Source organism: Peloplasma aerotolerans, assembly GCF_030012175.1.
GTDB lineage: Bacteria > Bacillota_I > Bacilli_A > Acholeplasmatales > Acholeplasmataceae > Peloplasma > Peloplasma aerotolerans.
Window position 1 is genome coordinate 24,796 of record NZ_JASCXW010000011.1, and the last position, 16,831, is coordinate 41,626.

General features: G+C 34.3%; 10 protein-coding genes. All 10 read left to right on the plus strand.

Annotated elements, in window-relative coordinates:
- The first annotated feature begins 3 nt into the window (after positions 1-3).
- The 10 genes from QJ521_RS04470 to QJ521_RS04515 all read left to right on the plus strand — a co-directional run bounded on the left by QJ521_RS04470 (position 4) and on the right by QJ521_RS04515 (position 16,818).
- Positions 4-1,974, plus strand: a complete 1,971-nt coding sequence (locus QJ521_RS04470) for a hypothetical protein (RefSeq protein ID WP_282839235.1) — start codon at positions 4-6, stop codon at positions 1,972-1,974.
- 14 nt (positions 1,975-1,988) lie between these two features.
- Positions 1,989-6,722: a DUF5011/hyalin repeat domain-containing protein gene (locus QJ521_RS04475; RefSeq protein WP_282839236.1), complete on the plus strand. Its 4,734-nt coding sequence runs from the start codon at positions 1,989-1,991 to the stop codon at positions 6,720-6,722.
- A gap of 72 nt (positions 6,723-6,794) precedes the next feature.
- Positions 6,795-8,177, plus strand: a complete 1,383-nt coding sequence (locus QJ521_RS04480; RefSeq protein ID WP_282839237.1) for an ABC transporter substrate-binding protein — start codon at positions 6,795-6,797, stop codon at positions 8,175-8,177.
- A 157-nt stretch (positions 8,178-8,334) separates the two neighbouring features.
- Complete coding sequence (locus tag QJ521_RS04485; RefSeq protein ID WP_282839238.1) at positions 8,335-9,117, plus strand: carbohydrate ABC transporter permease; 783 nt, start codon at positions 8,335-8,337, stop codon at positions 9,115-9,117.
- Position 9,118: 1 nt separating this feature from the next.
- Positions 9,119-10,024: a carbohydrate ABC transporter permease gene (locus tag QJ521_RS04490; RefSeq protein ID WP_282839239.1), complete on the plus strand. Its 906-nt coding sequence runs from the start codon at positions 9,119-9,121 to the stop codon at positions 10,022-10,024.
- Position 10,025: 1 nt separating this feature from the next.
- Positions 10,026-11,072 carry a glycoside hydrolase family 130 protein gene (locus QJ521_RS04495; protein ID WP_282839240.1) on the plus strand — a complete coding sequence of 349 codons (1,047 nt, stop codon included), beginning with the start codon at positions 10,026-10,028 and terminating at the stop codon, positions 11,070-11,072.
- An 8-nt stretch (positions 11,073-11,080) separates the two neighbouring features.
- Positions 11,081-11,620, plus strand: coding sequence for a cupin domain-containing protein (locus QJ521_RS04500; RefSeq protein WP_282839241.1), 540 nt, complete (start codon positions 11,081-11,083; stop codon positions 11,618-11,620).
- Positions 11,617-14,718, plus strand: coding sequence for a hypothetical protein (locus QJ521_RS04505; RefSeq protein WP_282839242.1), 3,102 nt, complete (start codon positions 11,617-11,619; stop codon positions 14,716-14,718). Before QJ521_RS04500 ends, QJ521_RS04505 begins: the two co-directional genes overlap by 4 nt.
- Positions 14,708-15,826 (plus strand): glycoside hydrolase family 130 protein, encoded by a 1,119-nt coding sequence (locus QJ521_RS04510; protein WP_282839243.1) that lies wholly within the window; start codon positions 14,708-14,710, stop codon positions 15,824-15,826. The genes QJ521_RS04505 and QJ521_RS04510 overlap by 11 nt, the downstream gene beginning before the upstream one ends.
- On the plus strand, positions 15,823-16,818 hold the full coding sequence (locus tag QJ521_RS04515) for a carbohydrate kinase family protein (RefSeq protein ID WP_282839244.1): 996 nt from the start codon (positions 15,823-15,825) through the stop codon (positions 16,816-16,818). The genes QJ521_RS04510 and QJ521_RS04515 overlap by 4 nt, the downstream gene beginning before the upstream one ends.
- Positions 16,819-16,831 lie beyond the last annotated feature (13 nt).

Sequence of the window (16,831 nt, forward strand, 5' to 3'; positions counted from 1 at the left end):
ACCATGAAAAAAATAGTATATATGATATTAATGGTTTTAAGCTTATTCAGTCTAGCTGCTTGTCAAGAAAGTGAAACAAATGAGACATACATACCCGATGTTCCAAATTATCAATTTGAACCATCTGGAGATACATCGGTGGTCATTACAGAGATTGAATCAGGTTCTGCGCTCTTATCGTTTAATGAACTTGACAGAGTTTCACACTATGTAGTAGAGGTTTCCAAAGACATCCAGTTTAACAAGAACTCAACTGTTACAATTGTTGCATTAGAAAGTCAATATAGACTCTTCTTTGATGATCATGTGACACTTTATACCAGAGCAACTGCGATTGCAGAAAACGGTAAAACATATGGTATATCTGAGATTCAAAAAATTGAGAGTAAATATGCAATCTATCACACAGGTGATGACTTCAATCTAGGAACTACGACAGGTTGGAGTGTTGTAAACGGTAAAGTTGAAAGTGATTTCCATTCATTAATTGTTCAACCTACAGGTGAAGGAACTACCGAAATTTCAAAAACATTTGAAATCAATCCAGAAGATGCAGATTTTTTCCAAATACGTTTTTTAACAAAAAATACACATTCTAAAATTTCCGTTACATTGATACATGATGATCAAAGTTATCCAGTTGCAGTTGATATGGAGCAAATCCAACGTGGATATTTAAGATATGATTTATCTGAAATGAATTTGGCAGGACTATCTAATGTAACCGTTCATATTAAGAGTGAAGGAAACAACAGAGGCTTTCATCTAGACTATGTTAAGTTTATTCAAGAAGAAGAACATGAGTTTATATCACCTATGATAGAACGCGAAATGTCAAATATTTATAATGAGTTGTTGATTCAAAACAACAAGTTAATTATAAGAAATGATTCAGAACCTACAGTAATTGCAACACCATCAACAGAGGTTGAGTTTGATCCAAATGAATTACCAATTTTGGAAATGATACTTACAGATTATCAACCTAGAGACACAATTAAACTAACGATTACCAATTCGCTAGACGAAGTCGTCTATGAAACGGAGACACTCTTTATTCAAAATGTAAATGGTAAATTATCATTCAATTTGTTTGAACTTGGATTAATCGAAAAAGATATGTACACCATTAGTTATGTATTATCATCAGATCGAGTTGTTATCTCAAGTATGCAACTTGTCGGCGAATCTGAATTGTCATTTGATGTTGTTCATGGAGAATGGGTAGATGGTTTTAGTGCATACATTGATCAAGACAACGTCATCAGATTAAAAGAAACAACAATTTACAACTATGGTGATATTAGAAAGCAAGTCACAGTCGATTTAGATCAAACACCTATTGTTTTCTTCGATGTAGTCTCTGTTACTGGGGCATGGGCTGTTAAAGTAATTCCTGACGGTGCATCGTCTGATATTTATGTTGCCCGTGATAACAGTAAAACTGGAAAAGTTGCATATGATATATCTCAAATTTTGCAAGCACAAGGTACCACAACTTTTACATTTGTAGTATTTGTTATTGGAGGATTTGCTGCTGATCAATCTGCAGCACTAGTTATGAATCCAATTCGCTTTGGAAACGCACTTAATATCATCTCTAACACAAGTGATGAAGTTATTAGTCAAGTGACCTATGAAGTTGGAGATATTAATTTAAACGACATTGGGTATATTTATATTGATGTGGATAAGATTTCATCTGGTGCGATGTGGAAACTGTATGTAGTTAATCTTGAAAACAACCGTCGCTATGAAATGAGAACATTACTTGAAAGAAAATACCCGCAACGTTATTTCAGAAGTAAAGAAGGCAGATACATTTATGATATTAAAGCAATTACAGAACTCGAAGGTATACAAAATCTAGGTATTATGATAGAAGTCATTGGTAATGATGGCAGCGTTGAAATTAATGACATCTTGTTTACTACGAACAAGAATATACCTTCAAAAAATAATAGTTCATACTAAAAAAGGAGAAAAATATGAATAAACAAGCGAAACATGTTTTGTTAGGAATCTTTCTGCTATTGACATCGTTGCTTATTATTGGTTGTAAAAGTACAGAAAGCATTCAGTTAGAAGCCCCAACTAACGTTTCCGTCAATGGGAATGTCGTATCGTGGGATGCTGTTGAACTGGCAAGTGGTTATACTGTAAGTGTTGATAATACCGAACATAAGGTGCAAACTACTTCGTATACGATTTCAATCAATCAACCAGGAACATATCAGGTTAAAGTTCGAGCTGACGGTGAAGGCGATGTCTTAACTTCATCATGGTCATCAACTGTTCAATATGTTGTTCAGGAACAAGACCCAGATCCAATCATCTATATGATTTCTGAAACATTTGATGATGCTTCAGCGAAAGATGAATGGAGTTTAGGTGGCACAGAGAACATGCATGATGTTCAAAACGGACAATTGATTTTAACGAATACCGGTCTTGTGCCATATCCAAGTCGAGGGAAAAACTTAAGAGTAACCCTAAGTGAGTACCCTTATTTAGCAGTTAAAGTAGATGATTTAGGCGGTAATAACCCAAGATGGGCAATAAAAATTATGATGGCAGGTGATCAAACTTCTTCAAGAGATGTTACACCTAGTGACATGACAACTGCAGGTTTATTCTTCTTTGACTTAACAAAAGTTGAAGGTCTTGAAGATCTAGATTATGCATCATTTGACCTTTATATTTATATCATCGAATCAGAAGGAAATTACATGAAGATTGATTATCTTCAATCTGTTGCGAATATTCCTGAAATTAACAACTTTGATGATTCAGAAGGTTTAAGCATTACCGGAGGAACCATGGTTGCTGAACATGGTGTTCTAAGAATCAGTTCAGAGGAAAGTAGTACTGCAAGTGTTAAAACACAAATGTATATAGATTCATCCATCGCTAATATGGTAGATTTATTTGTATCACAAGTAAGCGATACATCTTCATTCAGTCTAAAAATTGATGGTGTAACAGTCATTGATAATGCAACACGTTATGGTCATTTTGGACTAGATCTTGTTGATTTAGGCATTGATCAAACAGGATTAGTTGAAGTTGAATTTATTATAAATGGAGAAATCAGCCTTGATCGTATTGCTAATGTCGCGTATGATCAATACGTACAAACATTTGAAGATTATGATGACGTATCAATCTATGATTTAGTTAATTTAAGTGGTAGTGCAGACGTTTCAGTCAATGATGATAACGAACTTGTTATCTATAAAATAGCAGCACTGACAGGTGAAGCAAGAGCTAGGCTATCAGGTACATCTAATTTTTCAACATATCCTAAATTTACATTTGAAGTAACTGCAATCGATGAAAATGCTACATTACGCGTTATCATTAATGGACGTACTGTTAAAAATGTCAGTGATGTAGGTTCATTTGATGTCGATATGACTAATATTTATCAAACAGGTTATCGAAAAGTTACAGTAGAATTTATGTTGATTGCTGAAGGAGATGCTACAGCAACCGTATCGGAGTTTAGCTTTGTCCGAGATGAAGAATTAAGTAAAAATGCATTACCTGAAAAGGGTGATAGAGTTGAACTTGAAGGCATGATTGATGAAGGTGGACATAATTCTGATAATTGGGTTGGTAATGCAACAGTCTTTAGTAGAAATGGACAAATTTGGATAGTAAACTCAGATTTCTTCTCTAAAGGTGAAGTTTTTGGCAGAAATATCGATCTCCAAGATTATCGTTATTTGAACTTGAAACTTGATGAATTGACTCCTGGTGCAACTTGGAAAATGGATGTTATGTACGATGTTGGTTTAGCAACACAACATAATTACACCATTCAAAATGAAGTTAATACAACAGGGGTATTCACATACGATTTATATCATTTGATGAACTTAAACGAGGATACGAAAAACAGTCAACGTTTATCTATAAGTTTCTTCATTATTGGTGGTAATGACAAAATAGCAAAAATTGATTATCTAAACTTAAAACAAACTCCAGATGCTGAAAATGAGATTATTACAGTTAAACCAGTCGATAATATGCAAGTCACTGTAGGGGCTGAAGTTTTAGTTAGTGCATCACTTAAATACCCACTTGGACATGTGTCTATTAAAGTGGAAAATGATGATGTTGACGTTACGTCTACAGTTTTAGTAGATGGTGTATTTAGCACTACCGATGAAGGTGTCTATACGATTACATATAGTTTTGAAGGTGTTCAATCAAAAACAAGAATGATTACTGTAACTTCTGAACCTGTTATAACGACAGATAACACAAGTACAACAATTAATTATGACCAACCTTTAGATATTTTTGCTACAGTTCAACCTAATGATGGTTCAACTGTCACTTATCAAGCATTTCTAGGTGAAGATGATTTGTCTGATGTTGTATTCACATCTCAAGACCAAGGTGTACGATTTAATGCAACTGAAACAGGTAATTATCGTATCGTTATGCAATCAGAAACGACAGATGCAGTTGAAATTACAATTACAGTTCAAACTGGATGGATTAGTGAAGTAAGTGGAAACAATAAAAATAGCGTTGTTGATGGCAATCTCGTATTATCATATAGTGGAGGCTATTATTGGCCAAAACATGAAAAAATAGCGACAGTTACTGAAGAACAACCTTACCTAGTTGTAGATGCAAAATCCATTACAGGTGGCACTTGGAAACTCGACATTGATGGATTAATGAATAACGTGATTCCAGAAAACAGTCAGGCAGGCATCCATGTTATCGATCTTAGAGCTCTTATGGGTGAATCTATTCAAAAAGAAATGAAGTTTGTTGTCCTTATCGTGGGTTCAGATATCAGACTTGAACTAAATGCATTTAAGTTTATGTCTTTTGATGAAATTGCTGAGAACTATAATAGTATAATAAATGTTGTTCCTGCAAACAATCAAACCGTATCTGTTAATACACCTATTAACGTCTCAGCTGAATTAAAATATGCTGTTGACGGACATGAAGTAATCGTTAAAGTTGTTGATTCAAATGAGCTTGACATTACTGACACAGTACTTCTAGACGGTGTTGTGACATTGACACAACCAGGTGTTTATCAACTAGTATTTGAGTCATCATATGCGACAAGTGTCGTAAGAACAGTTACAGTACTTAATGAGTCAGAACCTATTTTATCGACAGAAAACGAAAGTGAAACAAGCATCGAATATAGTCAAGCATACCCACTCAATGTAGAAGTCGAAAATCCTGTGGAAGGTGAAGTTGTAACTTATGTCGTAACAAAGGATGATGAGGTAGATGATTTATCTAGCTTATTAATTCAAGATGGCGTCTTTACAGCAACAGAAACAGGTGTTTATACAGTAACTGCGTCGTATGAAGGTGCTTTAGATTTGGTGCAAACAATTACAGTTGTTACTGGATGGATACATGAAAATATTACAAATGGTGGTGCAATTGAAAGTAGTTTTATCAATGATGAATTTACAATTCATTATACTGGACCATTCCATTGGCCAACATCTAAATATTTAATGAACATTACGACAGACTTAACACCGTTTGTTTCATTTAATGTCAATTCAATTACAGGCGGAACATGGAAATTACAATTAGGTGATCCATATCATGTGGATATCATTGCTGAAGGAACAACTACTGGCCATATCTTGATTGATTTAAGAACAGTTGTAGCTTCTGCAGGTTATGGTGAAACTCACAATGAATTAACAATGACATTTACAGTTTATATTGTTGGTGGGGATGTTAAGTTAAAACTCACACCATTTGAAGTGCTAACCGAAGAACAAGTTGCACAAAATTATAATGAGATCATTAACGTAACACCACAAAACAATGTAAGTGTACTCCCTGATGTTGAAGTAAATGTTGGAGCATCACTTAAATATCCAGTTGTTGGCGAAGAGATTATTATAACTGTTAACAATGATGAAGATGTTGATGTAACATCTGAAGTTCTAATTGATGGTGAGTTTAAAACTTCAACTCCTGGATTTTATACAGTTTATTATGAAAATGGGCTAGCAGACTTAGTTACAAGAACTATTGAAGTAGTTGCTCCTGAAACTCCAGTTATAACATCTACCAATGAAGCAACAGAAACTATTTTAATTGATGAACCATACGTGATTGATATAAATGTAGATAATCCTATTGATGGTCAATCACTTAGTTATGCAGTGTATAAAGATGGTGTTGAAGTTGATATTGTATTAGCTGTATTTGACGAACCAACCATGACTTTTGAAACTGACACAACGGGTTCTTATGAAATTGTTGTATCCTATGAAAGTGCAAATGATTTAATTCTTACAGTTATAGTAAAAACAGCATGGGTTCCTGCTGAAGAAAATACAGTATCAATCACAGCAGCTGAAGGTGTGACAACATTCCATTACAATGGAGGATTTTATTGGCCAAAAGCTACAACTGTAACACCAGTTACCACAGATGAAACACCATATTTGGTTCTTCAAGTTGATGAAATCACTGGTGGAACGTGGAAGATGGAACTTGGTGATCCTTATGTTCAAGAAATCGTAAGTTCGGGTACAACAACAGGTCAAATAATTATTGACTTGAGAGATTATGTTGCAGGATCGGGTTACGGACAAACAGATATTGAACTGAACATGACACTAGCCATTTATGTTATAGGAGAAAATGTTACACTCAAAGTATCATCGATTCAATTTTTAACACAAGCTCAAAGAGATTTGTTATCATAAAACATATATGAATTACATTTTGGGGCTGTTAGCACAGCTCCAAAATGTTATCTCGTTGAAAGGAGATTTTTAATGAAGAATACAACAAAAAGACTAATGATTTTCATACTTGCGTTTGTCTCTATCTTTGTTTTATCCGCGTGTCTAAACAATTCCGGAACAAGAGAAGCAGATGGAAGGATAACGGTGTTATTGGATAATAAAGACCGTGCATATTTTGAAAACATTATCGAAAGATATGAAACATTTTATTCTGAAGAAGGATACACAGTTAACCCAATATGGACCTCCGGTGCAGATTTACATTCTAATCAAGCAACTAGAGTTGGAGCTGGTTCACCACCAGATTTACTGATTGGTGGGGATATGTATACAGAACTATATAGTCGAAGTCTTTATGATTTGACACCTCTAATCGAAAGAGATCAAGATGAATTAGATATGGAAGATTTTATTGATGGTATTATGGATCGACTTGAAGATAATTCAGGGCGTGTTGTGTTTATGCCTAAATATTTCAATATAAGTCTTTTATATTACAACAAGACTCTTTTTGATCAGTCAAAGGATGCTTTGCTTCAAGCAGGTTTATCTGAAGCACCTGCAGGAACACTAGATGCAGAATTACATTATCCACATATCAACTGGAATATTGATGATTATTTTAAGGCAGCAGGTATTTTAACTAAACAAAATAATAATGGTGATTATACGCAATGGGGTTCTAGCATGGTTGGAGGTTGGTGGGGTGAATGGCTTATTCACCTAAGACAAAGTGGTGCAGACATCTTTAATGAAGATGGCTATGTTGATTTCAATAATGAGCAGGGTAGAAATGCACTTCAAATTTGGAGAGATAAAGCTTATGGTAATCAGGAACTAGGTCGGCCAAAAATAAGTGTTTCTCCAGGTCAAACTGATTTTGGTGGATTCCAGGGATTGAAGGTAGCAATGGAATATGGCGGTCATACTGCCAATTGGTCGCGCTACGACTCACTTTCTTCACTAAATTGGGGAGTTACTTTACTGCCAACTGGACTTGAAAGACGTGCTGGTGCAGAATATGCTATTGAAGGTGTTGGTATATATAAAGATACGCCTAATGTTGAAGCAGCATGGGCATTTGTTAAATTTTTGACAAATAAAGAAGGTATTAAAGATTCAGTCGAAATTGGTTACTTATCAGTAAGAGAATCTGTACTCGATGAAATGGAAGATGGAAAGCTAAAAGTTCGTACACAACTCGCAATCGATGCCATTAATCCTAATGGCCCATATGGTAACTATGCTATGACACTACCTAAATTTGAGTACTTCTCAGATATCACAATTAATGTGATTGAGCCAATTTTAGCACTTATGTTAGCGAACGACGGTTCACGTATTTCAATTGAAGAAGCATTAGATCGAATTCATAAACAAGCTAATGATTATATAACTTTAAATTACAAGTAGAAAATTTATGAGACTAAGCACATTTATTACTAATAAAATTGGATATCATCGCTCGAAAAATGTGTGGTTTTGGCTATTTACACTTCCAGCGACACTGGGCTTCATCTTTTTTATCGTGTATCCTGTCATTCGGTCACTTTATTTGAGTTTTACCGATATGACACTTTTGGCGCCAGATGAAGCCAAGTTTGTTGGTTTTAAGAACTATGCGGCATTCTTTTCTGGCATGGATCCTCTTTTTTGGTTATCACTTAAAAATACACTAATCTATGCATTTTTGAATGTCACTTTTACCATTGTGTTTGCACTCTTGGTTGCACTTTTACTCAATAATAATGTCAAAGGAAAAAATGTTTTTAGAACTATATTTTTTATTCCATCCTTGTTACCAGCTGTAGCCAGCGCAATTATGTTTAGATGGGTTTTTGATCCATCTAATGGTGTTGTAAACTCATTATTACGTATGATTGGAGTAAGCTCACCACCTATTTGGCTGGAAAGTGCACAAACAGCTTTATTAACACTTGTTATTATTTCTGCTTATGGATTTGGCGGTAAAATGATTATTTTTATGACAGGACTTAATAGTATTTCAGACTCGTATTACGAGGCGGCTGAAATAGATGGTGCAGGATACTGGACAAAGTTATTTAAAATCACCTTACCATTACTTTCACCAATCATTTTTTATAATGTATTGATGGGTACGATTGGTGCTTTACAAGTATTTACTGAAGGATTTGTTATTTCAGGAGCAGGACCAGGGAATTCGACATTATTCTACGTTCTTAGACTTTATAATATGGCATATAGACAGCCTTTCCGTTTAGGACAAGCATCAGCAATGGCTTGGTTATTGTTCATCATTATAGGCTTTATCACATTCATCTATTTCTTGTTCTCTAAAAAATATGTTTTTTATCAAGATGGAGGTGAATAAAGTGCAATATGTAGAAAGACAACACAAACCTGATGAAAACTATCGTCTTAAGAAACGCTTAGTTTTTGGTACTTTATACACTCTTATTATTATATTAGGTATTAGTATGTTAATGCCTATGATTGTACTTATAAGCACGTCGCTGAAATCTTACGATGAAATGATCATACATCCGACTGCTCTTTTGCCAAGACAAGTTACATTTCAAGCATTTGTTATCGTATTTAGGGATAATCCGTTTTTCTTATATTTACGTAACACATTAATTATCACAGTATTTGCTGTTGCTGGAAGTGTATTTTCAAGTGCCTTTGTAGCTTATGGTTTTGTGAGATTTAAAGTCAAAGGAGCTAAGTTGCTATTTGGCTTGTTTATATCCGGAATGCTTATACCAGGACAGATTTTAATCATTCCGATGTTTGAGTTATATAACAAAATGGGATGGATAAATACATTTCTTCCATTTATTATTCCTCCACTATTTGGTGGAGGTATCTTCAACATTTTCTTGCAAAGACAATTCATGCGAGGCATTAGTAGAGAAGTGTTTGAATCAGCTGAAATTGATGGAGCTAGCGAGTTAAGCATATTTTTAAGGATTGCATTACCTATGAACAAACCGGTTCTTATCACAATTGCTATTTTTACCTTCTTAAATTCATGGAATGATCTCTTTGGACCACTTATTTATCTAGATGATCCTCAGTTATGGACTCTTGCGAAGGGCACATATATGATATATCAAAATGCAATTGGTGAACTTGGAGCATCTGGTGGAACCATACTGCCTTGGAATATTTTATCAGCAGCTAATGTTTTAGTAAGTGTGCCAATTATAATTCTTTATTTCTATGCGCAAAAGCACTTTATGGAAGGTGTTAAACTAACAGGATCGAAGGAAAGTTGATATGAAAATAATAAGACATATAGAAAATCCATTAATAACACCTAAAAATATTAAGCCATCACGACCAGATATGGAAGTCATTGGTGCTTTTAATTGTGGTGTCACACAGTACAACAATGAAACTGTTTTGTTGATTCGAGTTGCTGAAAAGTATAAGTCACCTTCTGTATCGATAGTCGGAGTGCCGATGTATGATGTGACTCAAAAAAAGGTTGTTATCAAGTTGTTTGACAAAAGAAATGGATCTATTGATTTTAATGACCCTAGATTCGTGAAAACAAAAGACATGCTGTATCTTACGAGTATGTCACATCTTAGACTTGCTAAAAGCAAAGATGGAATTAATTTTATAATTGATGAAAAACCGTGGCTTGTACCTTCGGATTATTACGAATCGTATGGCATCGAAGATCCAAGAATTACACAGATAGGTGATGAGTACTATATAAACTACAGTGCTATTTCACAATCAGGTGTAGTGACATGCTTAGCTGTAACTAAAGATTTTGTAACTTATGAAAAAAAGGGAATTATTTTTCTTGCTGACAACAAAGATGTTGTAATATTCCCGGATAAAATTAAAGGTGTTTATTATGCAATTAATAGGCCTGTGAGCGCTTATTTTCAACGACCGGAAATGTGGATGTCTACATCGAAAGATCTCGAGTCTTTTGGGAATCATCAATTATTATGTTCACTGCGTGAAGATAGATTTGATGACACACGAATTGGGGCATCATGTGTTCCGATTTTGACGGAAAAAGGTTGGATTGAGATTTATCACGGTGCATCTAAAGATAACCAATATAAATTAGGTATTTTGTTACTAGATAAAGATGATCCAAGTAAAATATTGTACCGTAGTGAGAAACCATGGATTGAATCTGAGATGGACTACGAAAAAAATGGTTTCATGCCAAATGTTATTTTTCCATGTGGTTTAATTGTTAAGCAAGACATAGTGAGCCTTTATTATGGAAATTGCGATGAAAATATTTGTTTGCTTACATTTTCATTATCTGAATTGCTTAAAAGTATAAAAGTGTAGGAGTGTTTATGAAAAAATCAGAGTATAAGTTATACCAACAAAAAACAATTGAATACCTTGAAAAAGCGAAGATATTATTGACTGAGTCTGAGAAGCAGCAAATTGAGGTTGCTGATTTTGGATTAGGAAGAATAGAACATGTTGGTTTGCAAATTCACACGTATGTCAATACGGAACGTGTTTGTGCTAAAGAGCTTGTGCTATTTCCTTTTCAGACATGCCCAGAACATTTACATCCTAACACATCTTATGGTCAGGGGAAAGAAGAGACCTTCCGCTGTAGACAGGGACTAGTCTATCTTTATGTAGAAGGTACTCCAACATTACCAATATCTGGAGTGATGCCTGAGACACAAGTTTCAGTTTTTCATGAAATCGTATTAAAGCCCGGTATGCAACACACAATATATCCCGCAACTAAACACTGGTTTCAAGCAGGAAGTGAAGGTGCAATCGTTACTGAGTTTTCGACAAGAAGTACAGATGATTTAGATGTCTTCACAGATAGAAGAATTATTAGAGAAGTTCGTATAGAGGAACAAGTATGATTGATTTATTGGTTGTAGCACCACAGGGTTGTATCTTAAAACAGTTTACAAAAGCTGTTAATAATGATTTAAATCTTACAATCGAATTGTCATTCAGCCATAAAAAAACCTTTCAAAAAGGTGATTTTTTCATTGGTTTTAAAGTTACTAATGTTGTAAATGAAAAGACATTTCTTATGACCCATGAACAAGATGTCAATCGATATGCCCTACCATTTGCTTTTCCAGCATTTATGGGAAGGTTTTCAAATCATGAGTCTTGTGGTGCATGGATGGTGCTTGATTATTACAATACACATAAAGCCTTTAGGGTTTACCATAAAACGAAAGAAAGCAATATGATTACATATGGTCTATCGAGTGAAGCATTTGAAGTTAATGAACACGAAGTTATTATACTAAATATGACGTATCATATATATCAAATTTCCGCACCACGTCTAACTTCTATGATACAAAAATGTGCTAAACATGTGATGGACTCGCATACTATACAGTCTAAAACAAAAACTTCTTTAACAACAAATATACATAACTATGAAGATGCAGCTTACGGTGTTTCAAATGATTTGATGGATGATCGTGCCCGTATTAAAGATGGAACTGGGACTTTTATACCTTATGGTTATCTAGAGAAGAATCCATATAGTGAATCGTTTGCACTGATGGACGTTGCGAAGGGTATGTTGCCATATGCAATATGGCTAAAAAACAATAAACTTTTTGCTCTTATAGAAGAAGAGTTACTAAAAATCACAGATGATTCAAGATCGTTTCCTTGGATTGATCATGATCATCAAACTAATGGGTTTTTTCATCTTGCATGGGGTAGTCTTCCTGTTGGTGTAACCGAATCACATGTCAAAAATCAGTCATCAGGATTGTTTTCTGATGTAGATGGTCATGAAGAAGGGCCTAATTTGTTGTCAACTTGGAAGTATTTCTATCGTGTAGAAATTCTTGGTGAAATGGCTCTTTTGAGTAATAAAAAACAAATAATAGATGGGTTTATTCGAACACTTCCATTTGTAAATAAGCTCAAATTATCAAACTATGCACAACCAGTTACTTATGATTTAGATACTCACCTTCCAGTAACAGGTTACAATGAAGGTGGTAGTGCGGGAGGTGCAGCATTTTGGAGTATTATACATTTAACCGCATATGATTTAACTAAAGATAAAAAATATTTATATGAAGCACTAAATGGATTAGATCATGCGAATCTATTAGATTTTGATCATTATTATTCGATGCGAGTTGCACCGAAACCTGTAACTGTTGGTTGGCTGACAAAAGCTAACGTTTACGCATATGAACTCACAAAGGATATTAAATATATTAAGTTTGCACGAGAAGTTGCACAATCAATTTATTTTTTCTATTATGTGTCACCTCACCCATATGCTTATTTTTCAACAATGGGTTATGGATATGCGTGTTCAAGAGAACGATGGGAAGCATTTTTGGAAATGGTGGAAAGTTTATACAGTCTATCTTTCTTTCTTAAATATAATGAAGATAATACACTACTTAAATTATTCTGGCATGCAAGAGAAAACTGGCTATGGGCTTTGCCACTCAATGGCAATCCTTATGGGAACTTAGAACGGCCATATGATTCTATTGGTGGGACATACATACCTTACGAGTTTTCTACAGGGAGTTTAGGAGACAATCCAGGATTAGATGGTGGTAGTCAATCTACAATGCGCCAAATTAAAGAAATATATGGTTCGGGAGAAGTTTATCTTGCATATATGATGTTTGAAATGAATGCGAAAATTTCAGATCGAAACTTTTTAATTGTTAAATCAGATAATGTTAATGATTTATTGAATCCGACATTAAATTTTATCGTATACAACACGCAAAGTAAGAACGACAAATGCATTGTTGCTTTTGATAATCTCAGTCACGACTCTTATGAAGTTTATCAAGATCAATTATCCTTAGGCATTTTTGATACTTCATACCTTAAACTAGGTATACCCTTTGAAATCAAAGGTGAGTCACAATCAAAACTCACACTGAAACCAGTCGATTCAATAAATCAAAAACTACAAGTCCATCAAGCAGATTTAGAACTTGAATTTAACGGCTATGAAGCGATAGAAATGCAGTGGAATCCTTCGACACAAGATGGACACACACATTATCGTATCGTTATCAAAAACGAGTTTTATGTAAGAACATATGATTTGATAGATGAAAATTTTAATTTTACTATCGATCGTGAACTAGAGCATCAAGTTGAGGTGTTGTCCATATCACCATCAGGCATAAGTAAAAACGAAACAGTTAGAATAGAAGCTCAACAAAGAGAAATCTTATATAGACTCAATGAAGATAGCATGAATGATGTAACATATCAAAACGCAGATCTTATATATGATGGTCACTTATGGATGTTTTACGGTCATGACACGGTAGATCAAATCTCAGTGAACATAGAAGTTCAGAAGACGTTCTCTGATCAGAGTATAATTCAACTTGAAATTGCATCCCTTAACGAAAGTTGTGTATATGATATTTTGATTCATCACGGAAAAAATCTTACTTCAAAATATAATCGACTATCAAAAACAGAACTTATTGAAGTAAAAATTCATGAATTGGCTAACGAATTTATTGAATCAATCGAAATTATTTTATATGGAAAAAAGGGATTAGGCTTCTCCTTGAAACGATGTGATGTCATTTCTAGTAGTTCCATTAAGAATAATATGGTTCATTTGATGCGTGATATAAAACCGAAAAAAATTAAGAATTTATATGTAATAGAAACAGTATTAAATACAGAGGCTAGTGACTATATTGATATTTATGTCGAAGGGCTTTCTAAAGGTTCTGAGTTGATAGTATTTTTAAACAACAAAGAAGCAAATATGGACATAGAAAAAAAATATCCAGAAAAAAAATATCGTCATATGAATAGCATATATCGCTTCAAAAGCGATAAAAGAAGCTCTACTCACATTGTTGTAGCATCTCATGCTGAAAGTATGAAGGTACTCGCAATACGATTAACAAACCAACAACAATACCCTAAATACGCAGAATACAAACAATGTAAGGAGGATGATTATGAAAAGTGATTTTTTTAAAGAAGGATTCTTTGATTGGCAGTCAGTCAAACGAAAAAGAATAAGAGATAAGCAAAAATATAATGAAAAACTTTATTGGGGTGATTTCACACGTGAATACGTTGATGAATCTGTGCTTCCTAATTGGGCGATTGGTCCGTTTGACAAACATGATCAACCCGTTTTTGAACCAAGTAAAGAAGCGTGGGATGTAGGACATATTAGTGGTGGTGTGCACAATGGCTCTATCATTAAGCATCAAGGTTATATGTACTATATTTATCGTGGTGAAATGCCACATGAACTTGTTACAAGTGAGGAAGATTCAAGTCCAATAGAAGTTGTCACTGACTATATATGTGATATAGGTGTCGCTAGAAGCCTTGACGGGATTAACTTCGAACGAGTCGCAGGGCCCTTGTTTCGCAACGGTGATGATGAGGATTATAGTTTTGAAGACGTCAATTGCGTCAAGTATGATGACACATTTTACCTTTTTTGTAATCGATGGAATTTTCATGAACCACTTAATACAAAGGAGTCAGGCGTTGTTGTCTCTACAAGTAAAGATCTTATAGAATGGAGCCGTCCCAAATTAGTCTTTGGAGACTCCAATCAGATACACCGTAATGCATGTGTGGTGCAAAGTCCCGATAATGAAGCAGTAAAAATTAATGGGAAGTTTGTAATGTATCTGAATAACTTTATTATCGCTTACTCATCTGATTTAGTTAACTGGACAAGCAATGTATCAAAACACCGTTGGCCAGGTGGTGAAGGTTGTTTTGCATTATCAAATCATAGAGGAGATGATATTGTTTTGTTTACAGGAGGACATCATAGTGGGCATTTTTATGCCATTGGTGAAGTTTTGTTTAGTCATGCAGATGTCACAAAACCAATCACATGGTTAGAACGACCTGTATTAAAAGCAGATCAAAGGTCTTATGAAAATGGTTATGATTACTTAAATCCAAAAAATCTAGTGTCCAACTGGAGAGATACAGTCTTTTTTACTGGAATGACTATGAAAAATGAAAAGTGGATGATGTATTATGGTGGAAGTGAATATTATACATGTTTGGCAATGTCTAAAGTAAAAAAGGATGTGTCCAAATGAAACTTTCAGGAATAACTGTGGCAGGTAATATCATTGTTGATTCAAATAAATATATCGATATCTATCCAGAAGAAGGTCATTTATCATATATCAATGATGTTTCAACCTCATTAGGCGGTTGTGTACCAAATACTGGTATTGCCCTTAAGGTTATGGATCCAGAACTTCATATTATTGCTATGGGCACTATTGGTGATGACGAGAATGGTAAATTTGCTTTACAAACATTCGAGAATCTAGGTATTGAAACCAAACAAATAGATATATTAAAAGATGAAAGAACATCACATGTTGATGCCTTTGTAAATGTAGAGAATGCTAAGCGTACTTTCTTCTTGCAAGAAGGTGCAAGTCGGTTTTTTGGACAAAATACTAAACCTGTACTTACAAAGTATTTGCATGTAGGATATTTGTTGTTGCTGCCATATATGGATGAAATTGTTGAACATGGTAGAACTCGTATGTCTTATTGGTTGGAGCAATTATCACAAGATGGAGTTATTATAAGTTGTGACATAGTGAGTGAAGAATCAACAAGATATCGAAAAGTGATTTCATCATCCCTTCCTTATATTAATCACTTGATCATTAACGAAATTGAAGCTTCAAAATTAGCAGAGGTAGAGATATTTAAGAATGGTGTACTTCAAATTGATAGTCTAATTCAATGCGCAAAAGTGATTAAAAATATGGGTGTAAAAGAAAAAATAATAATCCATTCACCTAATATAAGTATTATATACGATGGTATAAATGTTTATCGTTTAAACTCATTGTTTCTTCCAAAGGAAGCGATTGTAAATAGTGTAGGTGCAGGAGATGCTTTTTGTGCAGCATCACTTTACGGATTAATGCACGACATGGAACCTACTGAAATGCTTAGATTGGCATCATGTGTAGCAGCAGACGTCTTAATGAGTCCAACACCTAAACCTAATTTATGCAAAATAAAGGATTTTTTGGAACTAGAAAACAAATATGGAAGAAAATAGAAATTTATTAATA